19 protein-coding genes are annotated in these 23477 nt (G+C 44.6%); 17 read left to right on the top strand and 2 right to left on the bottom strand.

What is annotated here, in order from left to right; genetic code table 11:
• Nucleotides 1-452: 452 nt before the first annotated feature.
• Nucleotides 453-773 (bottom strand): CPCC family cysteine-rich protein, encoded by a 321-nt coding sequence (locus DESYODRAFT_RS17135; RefSeq protein WP_007785003.1) that lies wholly within the window; start codon nt 771-773, stop codon nt 453-455.
• Nucleotides 774-1237: 464 nt separating this feature from the next.
• Here DESYODRAFT_RS17135 and DESYODRAFT_RS17130 point away from each other — a divergent pair, with 464 nt between their 5' ends.
• The 16 genes from DESYODRAFT_RS17130 (at nt 1238) to DESYODRAFT_RS17055 (ending at nt 22050) form a co-directional block, all read left to right on the top strand.
• On the top strand, nt 1238-1795 hold the full coding sequence (locus tag DESYODRAFT_RS17130) for a sigma-70 family RNA polymerase sigma factor (RefSeq protein WP_007785002.1): 558 nt from the start codon (nt 1238-1240) through the stop codon (nt 1793-1795).
• Nucleotides 1795-3207: a DUF4179 domain-containing protein gene (locus DESYODRAFT_RS17125; protein ID WP_007785001.1), complete on the top strand. Its 1413-nt coding sequence runs from the start codon at nt 1795-1797 to the stop codon at nt 3205-3207. Before DESYODRAFT_RS17130 ends, DESYODRAFT_RS17125 begins: the two co-directional genes overlap by 1 nt.
• Before the next feature lie 416 nt (nt 3208-3623).
• Nucleotides 3624-5078, top strand: a complete 1455-nt coding sequence (locus DESYODRAFT_RS17120; RefSeq protein WP_007784998.1) for a sigma-54 interaction domain-containing protein — start codon at nt 3624-3626, stop codon at nt 5076-5078.
• A 57-nt stretch (nt 5079-5135) separates the two neighbouring features.
• Nucleotides 5136-6578 (top strand): sigma-54 interaction domain-containing protein, encoded by a 1443-nt coding sequence (locus tag DESYODRAFT_RS17115; protein ID WP_007784996.1) that lies wholly within the window; start codon nt 5136-5138, stop codon nt 6576-6578.
• 277 nt (nt 6579-6855) lie between these two features.
• Nucleotides 6856-8262 (top strand): trimethylamine methyltransferase family protein, encoded by a 1407-nt coding sequence (locus DESYODRAFT_RS17110; RefSeq protein ID WP_007784994.1) that lies wholly within the window; start codon nt 6856-6858, stop codon nt 8260-8262.
• A 30-nt stretch (nt 8263-8292) separates the two neighbouring features.
• Nucleotides 8293-8925, top strand: coding sequence for a cobalamin B12-binding domain-containing protein (locus DESYODRAFT_RS17105; protein ID WP_007784993.1), 633 nt, complete (start codon nt 8293-8295; stop codon nt 8923-8925).
• A gap of 13 nt (nt 8926-8938) precedes the next feature.
• Entirely contained in the window at nt 8939-10369 is a 1431-nt protein-coding gene (locus DESYODRAFT_RS17100; protein WP_007784992.1) for a trimethylamine methyltransferase family protein, read from the top strand.
• Between the two features lie 28 nt (nt 10370-10397).
• Entirely contained in the window at nt 10398-11924 is a 1527-nt protein-coding gene (gene caiT / locus DESYODRAFT_RS17095) for an L-carnitine/gamma-butyrobetaine antiporter (protein ID WP_007784991.1), read from the top strand.
• Nucleotides 11925-11981: 57 nt separating this feature from the next.
• On the top strand, nt 11982-12614 hold the full coding sequence (locus tag DESYODRAFT_RS17090) for a cobalamin B12-binding domain-containing protein (RefSeq protein ID WP_007784990.1): 633 nt from the start codon (nt 11982-11984) through the stop codon (nt 12612-12614).
• Between the two features lie 98 nt (nt 12615-12712).
• Complete coding sequence (locus DESYODRAFT_RS17085) at nt 12713-13513, top strand: methyltetrahydrofolate cobalamin methyltransferase (RefSeq protein ID WP_007784989.1); 801 nt, start codon at nt 12713-12715, stop codon at nt 13511-13513.
• 186 nt (nt 13514-13699) lie between these two features.
• Nucleotides 13700-15652: a hydantoinase/oxoprolinase family protein gene (locus DESYODRAFT_RS17080; RefSeq protein ID WP_007784988.1), complete on the top strand. Its 1953-nt coding sequence runs from the start codon at nt 13700-13702 to the stop codon at nt 15650-15652.
• Nucleotides 15653-15678: 26 nt separating this feature from the next.
• A complete protein-coding gene (locus DESYODRAFT_RS17075; RefSeq protein ID WP_007784987.1) occupies nt 15679-16353 on the top strand; it encodes a hypothetical protein in 675 nt (224 codons plus the stop codon).
• Between the two features lie 100 nt (nt 16354-16453).
• Entirely contained in the window at nt 16454-17971 is a 1518-nt protein-coding gene (locus DESYODRAFT_RS17070; RefSeq protein WP_007784986.1) for a glycine betaine uptake BCCT transporter, read from the top strand.
• Nucleotides 17972-18122: 151 nt separating this feature from the next.
• Complete coding sequence (locus DESYODRAFT_RS17065) at nt 18123-20189, top strand: methyl-accepting chemotaxis protein (protein ID WP_007784985.1); 2067 nt, start codon at nt 18123-18125, stop codon at nt 20187-20189.
• A 95-nt stretch (nt 20190-20284) separates the two neighbouring features.
• Nucleotides 20285-21187 carry a DMT family transporter gene (locus DESYODRAFT_RS17060; protein WP_007784984.1) on the top strand — a complete coding sequence of 301 codons (903 nt, stop codon included), beginning with the start codon at nt 20285-20287 and terminating at the stop codon, nt 21185-21187.
• Nucleotides 21188-21297: 110 nt separating this feature from the next.
• Nucleotides 21298-22050, top strand: coding sequence for an alpha/beta hydrolase (locus tag DESYODRAFT_RS17055; protein WP_007784983.1), 753 nt, complete (start codon nt 21298-21300; stop codon nt 22048-22050).
• A gap of 446 nt (nt 22051-22496) precedes the next feature.
• On the opposite strand, the gene DESYODRAFT_RS27815 is transcribed toward DESYODRAFT_RS17055, so the two are convergent.
• The gene (locus tag DESYODRAFT_RS27815) at nt 22497-22676 is read right to left on the bottom strand and encodes a hypothetical protein (RefSeq protein WP_207636346.1); all 180 of its coding nucleotides are present in this window, start codon (nt 22674-22676) and stop codon (nt 22497-22499) included.
• 114 nt (nt 22677-22790) lie between these two features.
• Between DESYODRAFT_RS27815 and DESYODRAFT_RS17045 the strand changes: the two genes are divergently transcribed.
• Entirely contained in the window at nt 22791-23477 is a 687-nt protein-coding gene (locus DESYODRAFT_RS17045; RefSeq protein ID WP_007784981.1) for a response regulator transcription factor, read from the top strand.

The raw sequence follows: 23477 nt of genomic DNA, 5'->3' as shown, positions 1-23477 counted from the left end.
GGTCTATGTCATCACATTGGGGTTTGAAGCCTCTTAGCGGACTTCGGGGATCGCCGTCCATTGTCTCACTTCCTTAATGATAAAAATAAGCTGGATAGTTATTAATATCCAGCTTATTAAGGCTACCTGATGAAGGATAAAAAGTCAATACCTGATTGTTGGCTTTTGAGCTATCGTTATGTACCCGCCGACGCGGAAATTTTTCTTTCCAACAAGCTTGGGAAAGAGCGGCACAGGTCACAAACCGCTTTCATGTCCTGTCAGTTAAAATCAAAACCATTGAGACTGACCTTTTCTTGATAAAACGCACCCTCCGGAGTTAGCTTTTCTAACGGATTCTTAGGATTGCTCCATATGCCTTCCGACTCTAAAAACAAAAACCAACGATATTTCATGGGTTTTTGTTTTGTCTAAGTCGAGTTAACTATTGAATAATAGTCAGTGTGTAAATCTCATTTTCTTGGGAATTCAGACTCTTTGGGGCTTCTGCAATAAATCTTTAGTTCAGGCATTACAGCACCGTATTTTATATAGTTATTTCTTGCCCCGGATAAAGACAATCCATGATTTTGGTCGCTTGTCTCCTTTTCCGACTGAATAAAAAAATCAATTTCCCAAAAGCAGACAGGGCAGATGTAAGCGAGAGCATCCCCATCGTTCGGAATCGTGAAAAATTCGCAGCATGGGCAAGGTGCATTTCCTACGACTTCTGTTTCTTCGGATAGATTGGAGCAATTGTTGTCAGGAAGATATAATTTACGGCGTTTTTTCATTTTATCGTATGCTCCTTTTTTTATAAATAATCTGAAACCTATGCTGTACAACAAATTGGAATTTAAATCACAAGAGCTAACTGAATTATACCATTAGATAAACTCCTTCCTCAGCTCTTCTCCTTAGGAGCCCTTTTTCCCTGCAACCAGACTAAACATAATGGCCATCTGAAAACCTCACTGCCGGAGAGGGAAAGTACGTAAAAATCGCCAGGGCAAAGTCAAGTAAGCCGGAAAGCGGGGGAATCCCTCTCCGGAAAAACGATGCTAATCTGATCGAGATTATCGAGCAGAGCATAGGGGAGTTCTCCATCCAAGCCAATGACAGAAAGATTGCTTTTGCTAAAGTATGGTAGGACTCCTTTATTTTTCATTAGGGCTAAAATCTTGTCAGAAAAGCAGTCTTTGCTCGTATTAATTTATGAAGAGTTTTTGGGGGATTGAAGAGGGTGGCGGAACAAAGAATGGATAACCTGAATTTTATAGCGAATATAAAAAGGAAAAATAAACGGGCACTGGAATTTGTAGTGGATCATTACAGCAGCCTGGTTTACAAAGTGATACGCGGCGTGCTTCCGGCCAGTGACTGTGAAGCAATAAGCGAAGAGTGTATGAACGATGTCTTTTGGCTGGTGTGGTGTAATATCGATAGTTTTGATGAAACAAAAGGGGATTTTAAATCATGGATCGCAGCCATTGCAAAGTATAAGGCGATTGATTGCAGGAGAAAGCTGTACAAACAGAGTCAATGGGTAAGTTTCAGCGATGGAACTATGTATAAAGAGATCTCAACGGAAGAAATCGTTGTGACAAAGGAAAACAGAAAAGAACTTATGAATGCCATCAATGACATGAAGGATGAAGACAGGGAAATTTTTATCCGGCGTTACTTTCTGGGTGAAGGAATAGAGAATATAGCAAGGGCTTTTTCCGTGGACAGGAATGTGGTGGATAAACGGCTTTCCAGGGGCCGTCAGTATTTGAAGGAAAAGCTGGTATTTGGGAAAGGAGAAATGCTCTGATGTCTGATAAGGATCTGCCGCTGGAAGAAAAAGATATTTTAAAGCTGTTAAATTATTTCCGGCTGGATGAGGAAGAGTTGGATTCCGCAGGATATGAAGTGCCGGAATGGCAAAGAGAAAGAATCAAGAAAAAGCTCAAGGGAAAAATCAGAAGCATCCGGTCTTGGAAAATCCTGCGCCTCGGTTCCATAGCGGCCGTTATCTTGCTGGCAGCAGTCATTGCCCTGGAAACAACATCTCCCGTTTGGGCCAGGAACCTTCCTCTGGTTAATTCCGTTCTTCAGATGTTTAACGATAAATTCGGCTATCAGGGAGACTATGCGGCCTATTCCCAGCTGGTGGACAAAAGTGTGACCGATCAGGGCATCACGGTGACCATCAATGAGGCCCTGGCTGACGACACAAAGATTACTTTAGGTTATACCATTAAAAGCGGCGTCAAAATTGAGGCTAAAGATTTATGGTTGGCAGATTTGTTTGAGGCTACGAAGGTTAACGGCAGTAATTTAGGGGGGGGCGGTGCCAGAGGGGAGTTTATCGATGATTTTACCTACGTCGGAAGCAGTGAGTTTGATTATGCTCCTTCCGCATTCTTTAATAAGCTGAAGGTTGATATCAATGTCAAAGAAATATTGGGGGTAACGGGCAATTGGGATTTTGCCTTTACTGTGTCCAAAGATGAGCTGATCAAAAACAGCACGGTTTTTAATCCAAAGGTTAAGGTTGATCTGCCGGACCAGGTGCTCACCATCGACAAAGTGGTTTTATCCCCCATTGATACGACGATATTTTACAGCGGGGTCTATAAGGATCAAGATATAAACAACAGGGGATCTCATTACTCATGGATTGCTTTTGATGACCAGGGAGCGGAGCTTGCGCCGAAAAGCGCGAGCCAGGGGGGCATTGGCCCCTTTACAGGATCGATGCAGTTTGAAAAAACCAATGGCCTCTCGCGCTATCTGACCGTCATTCCTTACCTTCATAGTTTGCCCAAAGATGTTAAGGTTAGCTTGGAGCCTAAGGCCCAGAAGACTCAGGTAGCCCAAGTCATAGAAATTCCCAGCGAAAGCAGAGTTTTAGATGGCAAATTCCCACTGGAGCTTCCCCAGGGAAAGCTGGGCAAACTGATTATCAGGGACATTGCCAACGAGAAGGGAGAAACGATCATCCGGTACACGGCCGTAGGTAAAGCGCCGTATCATCAGGGTAAAGCCTTATACATTAAAGATGCTGCAGGAGAAAATGTGGCAGCCAAAAATTATGACATTCGAAGGGACGCGGCGCACCCGGAGGAATTTACGAAAGTATTCCCCCTTCTTGACCTCAGCAAAGGGTATTATGCCTGCACAAGCAGGTTTGAATATGAGGAGTTCCTGGGGAATTGTCAGTTTACAATTGAATTGAAGTAAGAGGCGGGGCCGTGAAATTCCTGCCGGGAAACAGGGAACTCTTTACTTTTCATTGAATATGACTCATGATAAAGCGGAGGAGTCAAACGGGAAGTTGAAAAAAATAAATTACCACTTATCGGCGGCAGTATGAGCGTAACGGGTACTTGGCAAGGTGTTGAGAAATCGGCACCTTTTTCTTGTAATTTTACCAGATGGGCCAAATCCCAGTTTAAATTTCACCGCGGCACCATAATAAAATAATTTGACTAGAATGGCACAAAACTTGCATTTAGATTTATGTGAGAATTCAAAATTATATAAGGTGAAGGATGTGGAAAGCTTTACATCCTTTGACTTAGGCTGTACATTTAGAAGACGAATTAAGCTACTAAATCCCCTTTCGAAAGGTAATGCAATATGATTGAGGTGAAAGCATGGAGACCAGGCTCAAAGAGTTCATAAATCAATATCCTTTTTTTTGTGACCTTTTAGAAATCCTTGACTCAGCTGTATACTTTTGTGATGTTAATGGCCGTCTGCTTTATATCAATAAAGTGGCAGAGGGACTGGATGGGTATGCCAACGAAGAAATTTATGGCCGCACTGTAGGAGAGGCCTATGGCTTAGATGAGAGAACCAGTCCGATGTTAATGGCATTGACTACGGAAAAACCCGTGGTAGATAAAGCGTTTCGCTATGTTGTTAATGGCCGGGAGGTTTATCAGATTTGTAATGCCCGTCCTGTCTTTTTCGAAGGGGAAAAAGTGGGCGCCTATACTATCCAAAAAGATGTGACTCAGTTAATGGAAGTTATAGAACAAAATATCAGTCTGCAAAAGAAAGTTTTCTCGCCAAAGGAGGATGATCTCGCGGAATCCCGCCAGGATATTGTTGGCGCAGACCGTCTCCTCGGAGAGCACCCTGTTTTCAGGGAATGCAAGGAAATGGCAATAAGGGCGGCTAGAAGCGATTCCCCAGTTCTTCTCGTCGGGGAAACGGGCAGCGGGAAAGAACTTTTTGCGCGCTGTATCCATCGCAACAGCAAGCGGAAAGACGGCCCGTTTCTGGCAATAAATTGCGCAGCTATTCCGGAAACCTTGCTGGAGAGCATTCTTTTTGGTACTTCTAAGGGTATTTATACTGGGGCAGTGGAACGGAAAGGTCTTTTTGAAGAGGCTGAAGGAGGTACCTTGTTTTTGGACGAAATCAATTCCATGCCTCTCTTTTCCCAGTCAAAACTGCTTCGGGTTTTGGAGGAAAAAGAAATTCAACATCTTGGCAGTAAAGAGCGAATTAAGATCAATGTTCGTATCATCAGCAGCAGCAACGTTTTTCCGGAGGAGGCAATCAGTAAAGAGCAGATTCGGGAAGACCTTTTTTATCGTTTGGCTGTGGTGAACATTATGATCCCCAGTTTGGCCAGCCGTAAAAGCGATATTCGTTTATTAACCAAACATTTTATTAAGCTGTATAATGAGAGATTCCAAAAACATATCATTGGCCTGGAGGACGAAGTTTTACGATTCTTTTTGGATTTCTCCTGGCCCGGTAATGTCCGCCAGTTGAAGCATTGTTTGGAAGCGGCCATGAACTTAGTTACCGATGACGATCTGAAAATCAAAATGAAGCATTTACCCGCTTATCTGCTTTCCGGAAATAATGCTGCCACTGGTGGTTACATCCAAAAAAAGCCGGTTGATGAAACTAAACATCTTAAATATCCCGAGCCGGAAAGTACCGGTGTATTTTCAACAATTTTTGAGAAAGAAAAAGAAGAGATTATCCAGGCTTTGCTGGAGAATAAAGGGAATGTTTCCAAAACCGCCAAACAATTAGGAATGCATCGCCAGTCTCTTATTTATAGGATTAAAAAATATAATATAACATAGATAACGAAGATACTAAATCCTTTCTGAAAGGTAGCGCAATAGGATTGAGGTGAAAGCATGGAGACTAGGTTTGAGGAGTTCATGAATCAATATCCTTTTTTTTGTGACTTTTTAGAAATCATTGGTTCAGCTATATACTTTTGTGATGTTAATGGCCGTATGCTTTATGTTAATAAAGTGGCAGAGCGATTGGATGGGTATACCAACGAAGAGCTTTATGGCCGCACTGTGAAGGAGGCCTATGGCATAGATGGGGAAACCCCGATGTTAATGGCATTGACTACGGAAAAACCCGTGGTGGATAAAGCTTACCGCTATATTGTTAATGGCCGGGAGGTTTATCAGATTTGTAATGCCCGTCCTGTCTTTTTCGAAGGGGAAAAAGTGGGTGCCTATACTATCCAAAAAGATGTGACTCAGTTGATGGAGGTTATAGAACAAAATATCAGTCTGCAAAAGAAAGTTTTCTCGCCAAAGGAGGATGATCTCGCGGAATCCCGCCAGGATATTGTTGGCGCAGACCGTCTCCTCGGCGAGCACCCTGTTTTCAGGGAATGCAAGGAAATGGCAATAAGGGCGGCTAGAAGCGATTCCCCAGTTCTTCTCGTCGGGGAAACGGGCAGCGGGAAAGAACTCTTTGCGCGCTGTATCCATCGCAACAGCAAGCGGAAAGATGGTCCGTTTCTGGCAATAAATTGCGCAGCTATTCCGGAAACTTTGCTGGAGAGCATTCTTTTTGGTACTTCTAAGGGTATTTATACCGGGGCAGTGGAACGGAAAGGCCTTTTTGAAGAGGCTGAAGGAGGTACCGTGTTTTTGGACGAAATCAATTCCATGCCCCTCTTTTCCCAGTCAAAACTACTGCGGGTTTTGGAGGAAAAAGAAATTCAACATCTTGGCAGTAAAGAGCGAATCAAGATCAATGTCCGTATTATCAGCAGCAGCAACGTTTTTCCAGAGGAGGCCATCAGTAAAGAGCAGATTCGGGAAGACCTTTTTTATCGTTTGGCCGTGGTGAACATTATGATCCCCAGTTTGGCCAGCCGCAAAAGCGATATTCTTTTATTAACCAAACATTTTATCAAGCTGTATAATGAGAGCTTTCAAAAACACATCGTTGGTCCGGATGACGAAGTTTTAAAATTCTTTTTAGATTTCTCCTGGCCCGGCAATGTCCGCCAGCTGAAGCATTGTTTGGAAGCGGCCATGAACTTAGTTAGCGGTGACGATCTGAAAATCAAAATGAAGCATTTACCCGCTTACCTGCTTTCCGGAAATAATTTTGCCACGGGTGGGTATCTTCTTAAAAAGTCTCTTGATAAAAACAAACATCCTGAGCCGGAAAGTACCGGTGTATTTTCAACAATTTTTGAGAAGGAAAAAGAAGAGATTATCCAAGCTTTAGTGGAGAATAAAGGGAATGTCTCTAAAACCGCCAAACAATTGGGAATGCATCGTCAGTCTCTTATTTATAGGATTAAAAAATATAATATAACATAAATACAAAGATAGATCCCTGGATTAATTACAAACTGCCTGTACAAATAAGCCTGCCTCTTTGGCGGGCTTGTTTTTTTTCTGAGGATTTATTCTCTAACAATTCCTCTACACAGAAAGACCTATACAATTTTAGACAATAATGTTGAAATATAAACGGTTGTAGTCAAAATATTTTGACTTAGGCGTGAAATCATAGTATAATTCACAATTTTTCTGATGGCATGAATATTGCGTGTATTAATGGTTGTAGTCATAACAATTTAAGGAGGTTGCAGTCATGCAAAGGTATCAGATTTTGTCTCAAAATGAAATTGAACAAATTCACGAGACAAGCCTGCGGATCATGGAAGAAGTAGGCGTGATTTTCAGCTATGCCCCCGCCCGGGAAATCCTGGCCAAAGGAGGGGCCAAGGTTGACGGACAAAAAGTTTATTTTCCCAAAGCCATGGTGGAACGGGAAATAAAAAAAGCTCCCTCTTCCTTTACTCTTTACGCCAGGAATCCGGAAAAGAATGTTCTGATTAATACTGAGAAAACAGCCTATGTGGGTCCTTATGGTTCACCCTTTGTCATGGATATGGATAAGGGCCGGCGTTTAGCTAAGCTGGAGGATTTTGTTAACATCTGCAAGCTGGAACACAAGATGGACAATATCGACATCATGAGTCACATTCCCTGTGAGCCTCAGGACGTGGATGCGGAGCTGCGCAGCCTGGAGATGGTTTATCAGACATTGAAACACAGTGACAAACCTTTGATGGCCACTGTTTTAGGTTATGAGATGACCAAAAGGAACCTGGAAATGGCGGCCATTGTTTTTGGCGGCTTGGAGGCAATCAAGGAAAAACCCGTTGCCGTAGGCATTCCCTGTACCTTAACCCCCCTGAGCTACGATGACAAAATGGCAGGGGCTATTATGGCCTATGCCGAATACCGGCAGCCCCAGTTAGTGAATTCCCTCTGTATCGCCGGGGCAACGACTCCTGTCACTGTGGCCGGCACTGTAGCCCTCCAGAACGCAGAAGTTCTGGCAGGTATCGTTCTTGCTCAGCTGGTCAGTGAAGGAACGCCTGTTATTTATTCCGCATCGTCTTCCAATGCCGAAATGAGCAACGGTTCTCTGGCGATTGGCACTCCGGAAGACGCGGTATTTTCACTTGTCAATGGTCAGTTAGCCAAATTCTATAATCTTCCTTGCCGGATCAGCGGCGCTCTTTCCGACAGCAAATGTGCGGATGCCCAGGCGGCCTATGAATCGATGCTTACCTTGAGTATGGCTCAAATGGCCGGCGGCAATTTCATTCTGCATAGTGCCGGCATCATTGACACCTATAACACGGTTTCGCTGGAAAAAATGATGTTTGATGATGAAATTATTGGTATGATTCGCCGTATTAATCAGGGCGTTGTCGTCAATGAAGAAACCCTGGCCTTCGATGTCACCAAGGAGGTCGGTCCTCAGGGTCAATTCCTCACTCATGTCCATACCTTCACCCATTTCCGCAAAGAATTCTACCGTCCAATCCTGAGTGATCGCAATAATCCTACCCAGTGGCAAGCTGAAGGTTCTCTCACTGCAGAAAAGAGAGCTAATGCCCGGTGGAAGAAATTACTTGCTGAATACGTAGAGCCTGTTTTGGATAAAGATGTTGATGCCGCTTTAAGAAAATATAAAGAAAGTTAGGTCAATTTACAGAAGCTGGAGGAAGTAATAATGAGTGATTTCGCTAAATTAGCTGATGCAGTTTTCAAGGGAGATTTTGGCGGTGCCGGTCAAATCACAAAAGAGTTCATTGATAATGGTGCGGATCCTTTAGCCATCATTAACCAAGGCTTAATCGCAGGTATGGATATCGTAGCACCTAAGTTCAAAGCCGGGGAAATGTTTGTGCCTGAAGTCATGATGGCGGCCAGAGCTATGGCAACGGGTATGGAATTGGTTAAACCTTTGATTAATGATGTTGATATTCCTTCCAAGGGAACCGTCATCATCGGCACTGTGGCCGGGGATCTCCACGACATCGGTAAAAATTTAGTAGCCATGATCCTGGAAAGCGGCGGCTTTAAGGTCATCGATATAGGTGTCGATGTCTCGGTGGAAAAATTCGTGGAGGCGGCCAAGCAATACAATCCCCAGGTCATTGGCATGTCTGCTCTGTTAACCACGACCATGGTTGCCATGAAAGATACCATTGATGCCCTTACGGAAGCTGGTTTACGCCAGAACTTAAAAATTATTGTGGGCGGAGCGCCTTTGTCCCAGGAATTTGCCGGCCAAATCGGTGCGGACGGTTATGCGGCGGATGCTATGGCCGCCAAGGAGCTGTGCGAGAAGCTGGCGGTTTAAGGGAGGGTTTTCTATGATGGCACTTGAAGCGATGGATAATGATTTAAAACAAATTCACAGGGCATCGATGCTTATTTTGGAGCAAACAGGTATGAGGTTCAACCATCCTAAAGTGGTGGAAATTTTAAAAGAAAACGGAGTCAAAGTTGAAGGTTCAACTGCTTTCTTTACCCGTACACAACTAATGGAATGGGTCGGCAAAGCCCCAAGTCAATTTAAAATGTATGCCAGAAATTCCAAGTATGATTTTGAAGTTGGCGGCGACCATGTAGAACTTTTACCCGGATATGGTTCTCCCTTCATTTGCAATGCAGATGGAAAAAGACGCGATGCTTTAATGAGCGACTATGTTAAATTCCTTAAGCTTTTCCATCAATCGGATCATCATAAGGGCAATGGCGGAGTATTGGTTCAACCTACCGATATCTCAAAGTCTCAGATTGTGGCAATGCTTTATGCCGCGCTAATGCACTCGGACAAGGTCCTTGTTTCGGGCTCGGGCAGCGCGGAAGATGTCGAGAAACTGATGGATATGCTCGCCATTGTATTTGGAGGTAAAGAAGCTTTATTAGAGAAACCAAGATGTCTGACGATAGTTAATACAAATTCCCCCCTCCAGTTGGATACCAATATGCTGGACACCATGATGGTGTTCAACAAATATAAACAGCCCATAATTATTGCCGCTTGTGCAATGGCTGGAACGACTACGCCGGTGACTCTTGCTTCAACGGTAGCTATTACTAATGCAGAAGTATTAGCGGGTATTGCCGTTGCCCAAATGATTAATCCGGGCACCCCGGTGATTTACGGTTCCCAATCAACGACTTCCGATATGAAAACAGGAAGTATTGCCTGCGGCTCTCCGGAAGGAGCGTTGTGTTATCAGTATGCTGCCCGTTTAGCGAAGGCCTATGGTCTGCCTTGCCGGGGCGGCGGTACTGTTAGTGATGCAAAGGCCTTGTCGGTGCAGGCTGGGTATGAAAGTATGCTGACATTTTTGGCAACCTATTCCGCGAAAATGAATATCATTATCCACAGCGCCGGGATTATGGACAGTTATAACGCCATGAGTTATGAGAAGTTTATCGTTGACCTGGAAATTATCGGGATGGTTAAACGTTATATTGCCGGCTTAGCGGTCAATGAAGAAACACTGGCGGTAGATCTTGTACAGAAGGTGGGGGTAGCCGGAGAGTTTTTAAGTTCGGAGCATACTATGAAACATTGCCGTAAGGAACCTTTCCTGCCCGACGTTAGCTTAAGAGGTTCAGTTACAGGTGATCCTGGTGAAAGTCTTCTCAATAATGTCAAGCATAAAGAAAACAAAATGCTTGAAAGTTACTGTAAACCCGAAATGCCGGCGGATATAAAGAATAAGTTAACAGACTATGTCCTTGGCTGCGGATTTAATGAACAACTGATCAAGGAACTTCAGGAATAAGTATCTCATTGATACGAGGAGGGAATTTATGAACGAGGCGCAAGGTTCCGCCAAAATAGATAAAAGAATATTCTTTCCCCCGTTAGTTTTAGTTACATTAATATGTGCCTATATTATTAAATATCCTGAAGCCGGAACCGCTACAATCAACAAAGTGTTTGCTTTCGTTACCGGGGACTTGGGATGGGCTTACGAGCTATTCGTCTTTGCCAACTTAGGGATTATTCTCTATTTTATCTTTGGCAAATTCGCCAATAAACGATTGGGAGATGAAAAACCGGAATTTAGTACCCTGACCTGGTTAGGCATGCTCTTTAGTGCCGGAACCACCGGGACGATTTTATATTGGAGCAGCATGGAATTTTACTTTTTCCTCACTGCTCCGCCTTTTGGGGCGGACCCACTCTCGGCGGAGGCTTGGAAGTATTCTTTGGCCTTTAGCTTCTTCGATTGGGGAATAAGCGCTTACGGTTTGTATGTAGCTGTCGGTGTGGTTTTTGGATACTTTTTCTACGTTCTCAAAAAAGACGTCTTTAGACCAAGCACTGCCTGCGAGGGTCTTTTAGGCAAACGCGTCCACGGTCCTTTAGGAAAAGTTATCGATATTTTCTACATGATCGGGATCATCGCCGGTGTTGCTACCTCCATTGGTTTAGGTACCCCGATCATCAGTGAAATCTTCACTAAATTATCCGGACAACCGCGTACTCTCGCAGTGGATGCTGTTATCATCCTGATCTGGACAGTTATTATTGCCATATCCGTTTATGGTGGCCTTGAAAAGGGGATCGCCCGCTTAAGTAATTTCCGGATTTATTTAGGATATGCTATCTTGGCTTTGGTGGTCATTTTAGGCCCGACGTCCTTTATGTTTAACAATACCTTCGACGCCCTTGGAGTTTACTTGAACGATTTTTTGAGGATGAGTTTTTATACTGACGCCCATTTGGGAACGGGATTCCCTCAAAATTGGCCGATTTTCTTCTTTGCCTGGTTTTTAGCTTTTGCGCTCAGCACAGGAATTTACTTGGCCAGGATTTCCAAAGGAAGAACGGTAAGAGAATTTACTTTAGGTGCAACATTCTCGGGAGTCCTCTGTGCCTTCTTGTATTTCGCTGTCCTGGGCAACTACAGCATCAACGTTTTCGTGAATAACAAAGTTGACATTGGCAGAATTGTTGAGGAATCAGGTGGTTTTAGAGCCGCCGTAGAAATATGGAGTACGTTGCCCTTCAGCAGTGTTTTTCTGGTAGCTATTTTGATACTCGTGTTTATTTCCACGGCTACTTCCATCAATAGCATTGCTTATACCCTTGCCATGGTTTCATCGACCAAATTGGAAAAAGGGCAAAATCCGGCGAAATGGAATCGCTTGTCTTGGGCCATAATCATTGGCGGTCTTTCTCTGACCTTAATGTTCCTGGGAGGATTGACACCTCTGCAAACGGCGGCAACAGCTGGTTCTCTGCCGACGATGATCATTATGGCCATCATATTGATCGGGTTTTTCAAAACTGCGGGGAAATCCTGGGGAGAAAAATCTGACAAACAGTAAGCCAGGCGTATCTGAGAAGATATAAACTATCATTTATCTTAACAAGGAGGAAAAACAATGAGTGATTTCAATAAATTGGCGGATACCGTCTTCCGGGGAGACTTTGGTGGTGCGGCACAAATCACCAAGGAACTTATTGACAGCGGTGCGGAGCCCTTAGCCATCATCAACCAGGGATTAATCGCCGGTATGGATATCGTAGCCCCTAAGTTTAAAGCCGGGGAAATGTTCGTGCCGGAAGTCATGATGGCGGCCAGAGCTATGGCAACGGGTATGGAATTGGTTAAACCTTTGATTAATGATGTTGATATTCCTTCCAAGGGAACCGTCATCATCGGCACTGTGGCCGGGGATCTCCACGACATCGGTAAAAATTTAGTAGCCATGATCCTGGAAAGCGGCGGCTTTAAGGTTATCGATATAGGTGTCGATGTCTCGGTGGAAAAATTCGTGGAGGCGGCCAAGCAATACAATCCCCAGGTCATTGGCATGTCTGCTCTGTTAACCACAACCATGGTTGCCATGAAGGATACGATAGATGCCCTTACGGAAGCTGGTTTACGCAAGAACTTAAAAATTATTGTGGGCGGAGCGCCTTTGTCCCAGGAATTTGCCGGCCAAATCGGTGCGGACGGTTATGCGGCGGATGCTATGGCCGCCAAGGAGCTGTGCGAGAAGCTGGCGGTTTAATCGATCTGAATAGGGTTCAGGCAGTAATGCAACTGCCTGAACCTTTTCCTTAAACTTACTGACCGGAAACTAAAAACTATTAGAAAGTGGGTTAGAAGATGTTAATTATCGGAGAACTTATCAATACGAGCAGAAAAGCCATTAAAGCAGCAGTAGAAACGAAAGATGCCGATTATATTAAACAGGTGGCTAAAGATCAGCTGGAAGCCGGAGCCAATTATATTGATGTCAACTGCGGAACCATGGTTAATAATGAGGCTGAGGTCATGGAATGGCTGGTTAATACGGTACAGGAAGCGGTTGAGGCGCCCCTCAGTATTGACAGCCCGGATCCCAAAGTCATTGAGGCCGGTTTAAGACTTGTTAAGTATGGCCAACCCATGATTAATTCCATTTCTGATGAGAAGGAACGTTTTGATAGCATCTTGCCCTTAGCCGTTAAATACAATGCTAAAGTTGTGGCCTTATGCATGGATGATACGGGAATGCCGGAAACCGGCGAAGATCGTGTACGAGTAGCCCAAAGCCTTTATCAAAAACTTACGGAAGCCGGTGTTCCCGACGAAAATATTTACTTTGACCCCCTGGTTAAACCGATTAGTGCGGTAGAAAAAGCGGGTGTTGAAGTATTGGAGTCCATAAAACTCATTAAACAATTATTCCCTAAGGTGCATTTTACCTGTGGTCTCAGCAATGTTTCCTTTGGACTGCCCAACCGCAAGGTATTGAACAGGCTGTTTGTTGTGCAGACCATGACTGTGGGGATGGATGGTTATATTCTTAATCCTACGGATAAAGAGATGATGGGAGTTATTTATGCTTCGCTGGCATTATTGGGCCAGGACTCCTATTGTATGAATTATTTGACGGCTCATCGTAAAGGCTTATACGAAGTTTAATAAGTAGAGGTGGCTTTTGATATAGGAATTTCCGGCAGGAGTTTAGCCATTTGTTCTTTGGGTAATCCCCAAAGAACAGTGGGTGCCGGTGTGATTTCCCGTATAGAGAACTTATCGACAGAGGATATCTATGAAATATATTGACAAAGATAGTGCTCAGACCATCCGGTAAGGGGGGCGGGTTATTTGATACTAGGAATCGACACAGGAGGAACTTATACCGATGGTGTACTCTTAGATTCCAAACAACGGGTCATTGCCAAAGCTAAAGCTTTAACCACTCATCAGGATTTAGCCATTGGTATTCGCAATTGCATTAATAATCTCCAAGAACGTGATTGGCAGCAGATCAGACTCGTTTCTTTATCGACCACTTTAGCGACCAATGCTGTGGTAGAAGGGCGCGGATGTGAAGCAGGATTATTATTAATAGGAAATGAGTTGCCTGGTGTGCTCCCCACTCAGAACTATGCAGTTTTGCAAGGCGGGCACGATATCTCCGGAAATCCTCTGGCTGATCTGGACATCCGGGAAATTCGCGCAGCGCTGACTAAATTTCAAGGAAACGTTGATGCTATGGCGATTTCAGGGTATTTAAGTGTCAGAAACCCTGAACACGAACTCCGGGTACGGGAGATTGTGGATGAAATTTTAGGTGTTCCGGTTGTTTGTGCCCACGAACTGACCTCTTCTTTAGGTTTCCGCGAACGTACGGTTACGGCCGTATTAAACGCCAAACTTATCCCTGTCATCAAAGAATTAATGGCTTCGGTAAAAGCAGTCTTAAGAGAATTTAATATTCAGGCGAGGTTAATGATCGTTAAAGGCGATGGCACCTTAATGACGGAGGAAGGGGCGATGGATAAACCTATTGAGACCATTCTTTCCGGTCCTGCTGCCAGTATTGTCGGTGCAACTTCTTTGACAGGCGCGGATAAAGCGATCATTCTGGATATGGGCGGAACTACCACAGATATTGCTGTTTTAAAAGACGGTGTACCCAAAGTGAACCCGGAAGGGGCTACCGTAGGGGGATGGTTAACCAGGGTACGGGCCGCAGATATAGTTACTTGCGGTCTCGGCGGAGACAGTTACATTAAGATAGATAGCAAAGGCAGATTGTCGGTTGGTCCCCAGCGGGTATGGCCATTGGCCATTGCCGCGGACAAGTACCCTTACCTTATTCAAGAGCTGCAGGATCAGATGGAAGCTGTTTGGACGGTTCCTTTTGCTCAGCCCACGGACAGTTATATTTTCCTAAAAGACAAATCTCCTCTAATCTTGAGTGAGGTGGAATTATCAGCACTGAAGACCTTGAAATCCGGAGCTCATACTCATTTATCCCTGGCTAAACAGTTAGGTATAGAACCGTATTTTTTAAACCTTCAACGCCTCGTGGAATTTGGTATGCTCGTTAAGGCATCTCTTACCCCGACGGATCTCCTGCATGTCCAAGGGTCCTATACTCCGGGGAATGTAAACGCTTCTAAGCTGGGTATAGAAATTATGGCCCACAGACTGGGTGTGTCTTCTGAAGAGTTTATCAAACTTGCCCTGAATCAGGTTACGGAAAATCTCTGTCTGGCCTTATTTGACAGTATGCTGAATCATAATGAAACCTCTCCGAATATCAAGCAGAATCTAAAAGCAGAAATTTTTTTGGATAAGATTTTTGATCCTTGCAGCGAAGAACCGTTTAATCTTGCAGTACAAGTGAACTATCCGCTGATCGCTATCGGTGCACCGGTCAAGGATTACTTGCCCAAGGCTGCCGAGAAGTTACGCTGTAAGTTAATGATTCCTGAACATTCCGAAGTAGCCAATGCTGTTGGGGCTGCTTCAGGCAAGCTGATAGAAACGATGGATGCTCTTATCCGGCCCAACGCCGGAGGTGGATTTATCCTGCATAGTCCTTGGGAGCGTAAAGTCTTTGAAAACTTGACGGAAGCCAAAGAATATGCCCGCCAACAATTCGAACAAGAAGCGAAACGTTCGGCTGAGAAAGCAGGTGTTGTTTATTACGATCTGACGGTGGATTTCCAAGATCAGTATTTAAAAACGAATACAAGTCAGACAAATGATTTGTACCTGGATACGAAAGTTCAGGCAACGATTCTCGGTCGTCCGAACTGGTTGTAGCCGGTTAGGTCAAGGAGGTATTGAAGATGGAGCCAGTGGTTCTGGATAATATTTTCTTCAAGGCAAATCTGCCAAGTCTTGTGGATGAGCTGCACGTGAAAAATTCTTATCTCAATAAGTTTAAAGAATTAGTTGAACAGGCTGCCGCCATCGCCAGACCCAAGGCTGTCTATAGAAAGGCCGTTGTGGAAGCAAGTGGGGACAGTTATGTGGTAATTAATGGGGTTAAGTTAAATAGTCGTGTGCTTAGGGTTAATTTGGATGGGGTAAGTGAATTCTTTCCGGCTATTGTTACCTGCGGTAAGGAATTGGCGGACTGGGCTGATTCCATTGATGATATGCTCTTAAACTTTTGGGCCAACGCCTTGAGTGAAAAGGCCATGCGTTTAGCCAAAGAAGCATTGGATATTCATTTGCAAGAGAACTATAAAATAGACTCAATTGCCCAGATGAATCCGGGTTCCGTTGTGGATTGGAGTATTCAGGAACAACAAAAGTTGTTTGCAATTATCGGTAATGTTAAAGACCTGATTGGTGCTGAGCTGACCGATAGTTCTCTGATATTACCCATGAAGTCAGTTTCCGGTATTTGGTTCCCCAGCGATAACTACGAGAATTGTATGTTATGTTCCAAAGAATGTCCCAACCGAAAAGCTGTTTATGATCCCAAAATGTATGATAGCATCTACACTGGTTTTTAAACTAAGAAAGTAGTTGGCTAGATAGTAACATCTAAGAATTCTGCTGAGGATTGTTTCTGCGCCCAACATCAAAGCCAAAATTGCAGAATGGGGGGTGTCTATGAAAAGTGTAAGCAAAGTAGATAAACCGATATTATGGAGTTCACTGATCATCTCGGCAGCATTTGTAGTTGCTGCACTGGTGGCTCCAAAGGGTGTTGCCAAAGTTTTTAATGAGATCTTCTCTTTTTTCACCAAGAACCTGGGTTGGGCCTATATGTTGTCTGCGGCTCTGTTTGTTGTTTTTTGTCTTGGTTTGGCAGTAAGCAAATACGGCAATATCAAGCTCGGTAAAGATGATGAAGAACCCGAGCATAGTCGTGGAAGCTGGTTTGCCATGCTCTTTGCCGCAGGCATGGGTGTCGGCCTGGTGTTCTGGGGTGCAGCTGAGCCGATTATGCATTTTGACACGTCCCCTTTCGCGGACAGCAAGACCCCGGAGGCTGCCGGCATTGCAATGCGTACGGTATTTTTTCACTGGGGGCTGCATCCCTGGGCTTTATATGCAATTGTTGCCCTGGCTCTGGCTTATTTTCAATTCCGCAAAGGTCTTCCTGGCCTGATCAGCTCCACTCTCTACCCATTAATTGGAGAGAAGGGCATCAGAGGACCTGTAGGCAAAATCATTGATGCCATTGCTGTTATCGTAACTCTCTTTGGAGTTGCAACGTCCCTCGGATTGGGTGCCCAACAGCTTACCACAGGAATGAACTACGAATACGGTCTTCCTAATACCACCACTGTAACGATTGTGTTAATCGCCATCATCACGGTTTTGTTTACCATCTCAGCTGTGACCGGAATTGATAAAGGTATTAAATTTCTCAGCAATACTAATATGGTGATTGCTTTCCTGCTGATGCTTTTCCTTTTATTCGCTGGCCCGACAAAATATATCCTGAATCTTTTTTCCGAATCACTCGGCAATTATCTGCAACACATCGTTTCTTTGAGTTTCTTTCTGGATACTCAGGGAACCGTTGCCAAACATACAGGTTATGACTGGATTGGCTCCTGGACAGTTTTTTACTGGGCCTGGTGGATCACCTGGGCTCCCTTTGTCGGAAGCTTTATCGCCCGGATTTCTAAAGGCAGAACCATTCGTGAATTCATGGTAGGCATACTTGTGGCGCCCACTTTGTTAAGCGCAATATGGTTTAGCATCGTAGGCGGCAGTGCTCTTAACATTGAGCTGTTTGGCAGCGGAGGAATTGGTGCCGCCGTTGCTGAAGATGTTTCCAGCGGTATTTTCGCAATGCTCAGTCATTTCCCCTTTAGTGGCCTGCTGGCACTGCTTACGATGATCTTATTGGCTATCTTCTTCATCACTTCTGCTGACTCCGCGACCTTCGTTGTCGGAATGTTTACTTCCGGCGGAGAACTTAACCCGGATGCCCGGCTAAAAATTGTTTGGGGTGTTGTGGAAGGAGCTTTAGCCGCTATGCTCCTTGTAGCCGGTGGGCTTTCCGCAGTTCAGACAGTGGCACTTATGTTTAGCTTTCCTTTCATGATTATTATGCTCCTCATGGTTGTGAGCTTGGTTAAAGCTTTAGGCCAGGGCAAGGCAGAAAGAAGATAAATGAGGATAGATTCTCAGCTTGACCATCTTTCCTCCCGATCTGCTGGTTTTTACCAAAACCAGCAGATCGGGTTTTGTCTTAGGGTGGTCAACTTTTTGGTTAACAAAATCCCTTTAAGTGGAAAATTTACCGAAAAAAGAGGCTGATTTTATGAAAAAAAGGGTTATTGGAGTAAAGGGGAAGATTCTCATATCTACAACCGCTGTTCTTTTGCTAATGTTGGCAAGTGTCAGCGGTATTGTCGTTTATCAAGTAAATAAACAGGCTTATGATGGTTATATTAGTAATTCCAGAGAACAAATGAAGACCGTTTCTCAGGCAATTAACATTTTTTATGAGCAGCTGGACAAAAATATCGATATGATGGCGACAAATCCTTTGGTCATGAAGGTCGATGACAGTATTAGAACCTATAAAAATACAACGGAGGCTGTTCAAATGAAGCCTTCGGTCAATGGAGGCATTGAACAGGCAATCTACGAAGTATTCAAGCAATATGCCGATAGTCACGAAGGGACAATGTATGTTTATCTGGGAACGGAAGACGGTAGATATATACAATGGCCGGAAGATAGTATAACAGCGGGATATGACCCTACCCAAAGGCCTTGGTACCGTGACGCCGAGCACAAAAACGGAAGTATTATCCGAACTGATCCTTACACTTACGAGTCTTTAATGCTGACCAGCAATGCCCGTTCATTTACGGACGAAAATGGAAAATTCCTCGGTGTCGTTGCTATTGATGTCCAACAATCGGCTATTAGCGATATGTTAAAGCAAATGAAGACCGGCGAAACAGGATATTCTCTGATTGTACATAATACAGGTGTTATCATGGCCGATGGACAAAAATCCGATAACAATTTTAAAAAAATCGAAGAAGTTGGGATTGAAGGATTAGATAAGCTTTTGGCTAAAGAACTAAAACCATTTGATGTCTTGATTGATGGTGAAAAGTATATTGTCAGTCCCTCTAAAGTGGAGGGAACCGATTGGATATTAGGGTCATTTATGACAGAAAAAGAGTTAGAGTCTAGTGCAAGGAAAATTATAAATATCATTATTTTTTCCGCAACAACCATCCTCATACTAACCTTTATGTTGTTATATTTTGTTTCGGGTAGTATAACAAAACCTATTTTAGCAGTTACAAGGAAAATACAAGATTTTGCCGGTTTGGATTTTTCCGCAGATGAAAAAGCATATGACGAAAAGTACTTGAACCGAAACGATGAAACTGGGGATATGGTGAGGGCGCTGGGAATTATGAGAGGTAATGTGGCTGAATTTATCCGCAAAACCGCCGGTGCCGCGGAACAGCTGGCAGCGTCAGCGGAGGAATTAACGGCTGCTTCCCAGCAAGCAGCTACAGTGTCAGATGAAATTACCAAAACGATTGGGGAAATCGCCGGCGGTGCCGGTGACCAAGCAAGAGATACCGAAACAACAGCCGGTCATATAAAAGAGTTGGGTAATTTATTGGAACAAGATTTCAATAATTTGCAAGAATTCAATATAGCGGCCGTGAAAATTGAAAAGCAAAAAGAAGAAGGTTTCTTAATTTTGGCTGAGCTTATTGATAAAACTCAGAATAATCATGAAGCTGCAAGCAATGCCTTTCAGATTATCATGAGCAACAATGAAAGTGCAGAGAAAATTGAAAGCGCCAGCACCATGATTCAAAGCATTGCAGACCAGACCAATCTTTTAGCTTTAAATGCCGCAATAGAAGCGGCCAGAGCAGGGGAAGCAGGCAGGGGTTTTGCGGTTGTTGCTGAGGAAATCAGAAAGCTTGCCGAGCAATCCGATAGCTTCACCAATGACATTAAAACGGTCATCAATGAGTTAAAGACAAAATCGCAAACTGCCGTTGATTTGATGCGGCAAACCCAGCAGATTGTTGAGGAACAAGCGGGAAGTGTTAAACAAACTGAAGGAAAATTTGCAGGGATAGCAGAGGGGATCGATACTATAAAAAACACCATTAATCAACTGAATTATTCTGCGGGCTTAATGGCAGAGAATAAAAACAAAATTATTGACTTGACGCAAAATCTGTCGGCAATCTCTGAAGAGAATGCGGCTTGCACGGAGCAGGCGTCAGCGGCTATGGAAGAACAGGCCGCTGCAATCGGAGAAATTGCCAACTCAGGGGAGAGCTTAGCGAGAATCGCGGAAGAACTAAGAGTATTGATCGAGAAATTTAGGGTTTAGATCCGATTTCCCTCAAATCCGGTTTGATTTCGTTTATCGGTATTTGCTGAACATGATCGATCATTTTATAACGGATTACAAAGGAGGGCAGATATATGCAAGCCGATACCGTGATACGGGAAAAAATGGTGCCAGGAGGCTGGACGCAAAAGAAAGCCGATGGTGCCATCGCTCTGGTCGCCATGGTTTGGGGCGCGTCTTATCTGTTGATGAAAGTAGGGCTCGAAGGGATTGCCCCCCTCAATATGATCGCCTTGCGTTGTTGTATCGCTTTTGCGGCAACCGCTTTGATCTTTAATAAAAAAGTAAGAAAAGCCGATGGGATTGTGCTTCAGTACGGGGCTGTTCTGGGGCTGGTCATTTTCGCTATTTTCGGTTTCATTATGTATGGCTTAAAAACCACCACGGCCTCGGCGGCAGGCTTTTTATGCAGCACGACCGTGGTGTTTGTCCCGATCCTGCAAATAATTATCACCAGAAAAAAAACGCAGCCAAAGGTGATGGCGGGGACGGTTTTCACCATTATGGGCATTGCTTTACTGACAATTCATGAATCTCTCAGCTTCGATACCGGCGCGGCCCTCTGCATCGCCGGTGCTTTTTTCTATGCCTGCCATATCATTCTTACCGACCGGTTCATCCGGAGGGTAGACGGCCTGCTCTTAGGTGTTTACCAGCTCGGTTTTGCCGGTCTCTATGGATTGATCGCCAGTTTTATTTTTGAGATGCCATCGCTGCCTGTGGGAGCGGCGCAATGGGGTGCTATTATGGGCTTGGCCCTTGTTTCCAGCGCTTTCGGATTTGTGATGCAGTCTATCGCCCAAAAGTACACCACCCCGGAACATACCGGATTGCTGTATGCTTTGGAACCAGTATTTTCCGCCCTTTTTGCTTTTGTCCTTTTGCGGGAAATACTTGCAATCAGGGGATACATCGGCGCGCTTATGGTGCTTTGCGGCATTCTTATTCCCAATATAAAATCGCGTGCCCCTGATTGAAATCGCAGGGAAGCCGTTAAGCGAAAGAAGTCTGCAGATCCCGTGATCAGTGGGGCAGGAAAAAAGCAATCAGTAATCGAAGAGTTAGAAAAAACATCCAGGAGGTTAGCATGAAAAAAGAAACCATCTGCGGATTAAACGGTTATCATATTCCTTGTGTGAATAATTTAAGAGGTGACGAGCGGACGGCTGTCATTATCAGCCATGGTTTTGGCAGCAGCAAAGAAAGTCCCACAGCTCAAGCCATCTCGGCGGCGCTGTCCGAACATGGCATAGGCACTTACAGCTTTGATTTTCCCGCCCACGGTGATAGTCCGGTGACAGGTGATTTGTTAAGGATAGCCAACTGTCTCAACGACCTGGCCGCCGTCGAAGCCCATGTACATAAACTCAGGCCCGCCGCAGAAATTGCTTACTTCTCCTCCAGCTTTGGCGCCTACATTAACCTGATCTATTTGGCGACGCGTCCTCATTTGGGTAAGAAATCCTTCCTGCGCTGTGCGGCAGTGGATATGCCGGGGTTGTTTAGAAACGGCACTTCGCCGGAGCAGTATGCTCAGCTAAGAGAGCAGGGCTACATTATCCTGGATCTTAACTATCTTCACCCGTTGAAGATCACCAGAGAATTCTACGATGACCTTGGGGACCATGACTTGTTCCAACTCTGCCGGCCGGATATGGCCGAGCTGGCAATGGTCCACGGTGACGCTGATGAGACCGCCCCGGTGGAGGCGGCAAGGCGCTTTGCCGAGCGGTTCGGTGCGGGACTCACCGAGATTCATGGTGCGGATCACCGCATTATGAATCCAGGCGGAAAAGAGCAGGTAATCAACTGTGCGGTGCAGTTCTTCAAGACAAAGTGAACAAAAGATATTGGGGTGCCAAGGAGTGAATAACATCAAAGATAAAATGATTTTTGATAAAATACAGTTTCTTTTCCATAGGCTGATTTTGGGTGTAATCTATTGGATAATAGTAAGTTTTTTTGTTTCATACCAACAATACCTTATAAAGCATTCTGATAATGCCTGGACTTTGCTAGTATTATATTTAGTACCATTGATGGTTTTTCTCTGGTTTATGAGAGTTAGTTGTGAGAAAAATCAATGGAAGCCTTTTGGAAAGCATTCAGATATAATTGGATTTATTATTAGTTTCATAGGCTGTTTAATTCCATTCTTAGCTTTTCCGTGTGTAATAATAGTCCAGCTCCTGCCCTAAACCATTGTGAGAAAGGCTAAGCAAACTAATAAGACTTCATAGGAAGCCCTCCACTAATCTGGATTAGTCATCTCAAACCGCCGAATTTTTAAACTAAAAGATGCAGAAAAACCCGTGGACGCCTGGTGCAAACCATAAACCCGGCGTGATAAGCACCGGAAATAGTGCTGGCTGTGGCCGCTTCTCCACTCATGGAATTGCTGACAACGGTTGCTAAAATGGCGGAGCCGAATGTCGCGCCGATGTTTTGGATGATGCGAGTGGACACGCTAATCCATCAGAGTTTATCGGGAAAAGGGTGTTATTTCACACAAGTTCCGTATAGAATAGGATAAAAACCTGGATTTTGATGGATTGATTTCCATAATTTCACCCGGGAGGTGTGAGCAAAATAAATAAGATCCTGATCGTTGAAGATGATCTATCCTTGAGCGAAGGGATAGTTCTGGCTTTTAAAGACAGTAATTTTGCCTTTGTACAGACCCGGAACTTAGCTGAAGCGAGACAAGCAGCTCGGAGTACCCCTTTTCAGCTGGTGATTCTGGATCTCAACCTGCCTGATGGCAACGGACTGGATTTTCTTAAGGAGCTGCGCCAAACTTCAGCCCTTCCGGTCATCATCCTGACCGCCAATGACCTGGAAACCGACGTGGTCAGGGGTCTGGAACTGGGAGCGGATGACTACATCACCAAACCCTTCAGCCTGATGATCCTGCGGGCCAGGGTCAACGCCAGGCTGAGAAACACCAGTACTTCAGCCGGCGACATGGTAGAGATTGAGGGGTTTTGCTTTTCCTTTGCCAAAATGGAGTTTGCCAAGAAGGGTGTTCCCATTGAGCTGAGCAAAACAGAACAAAAGCTGCTGCGCATCTTGTTGGAAAACCGCGGGCACACCTTGACCCGGGCTCAGCTGGTGGATGCCATTTGGACGGAGGGTGCCGAATATGTGGATGAGAATGCTCTCTCAGTAACCGTTAACCGCCTGCGCAATAAATTGGAGGACATGCCATCCTCCCCGCGTTTCATCAAGACCGTTTATGGTATCGGTTACACCTGGGCGGTGCCCTGA

It is taken from the genome of Desulfosporosinus youngiae DSM 17734, assembly GCF_000244895.1.
GTDB lineage: Bacteria > Bacillota > Desulfitobacteriia > Desulfitobacteriales > Desulfitobacteriaceae > Desulfosporosinus > Desulfosporosinus youngiae.
The sequence above is the reverse complement of the archived record's forward strand: the minus strand, read 5'-3'. Positions and strand labels throughout refer to the sequence as shown.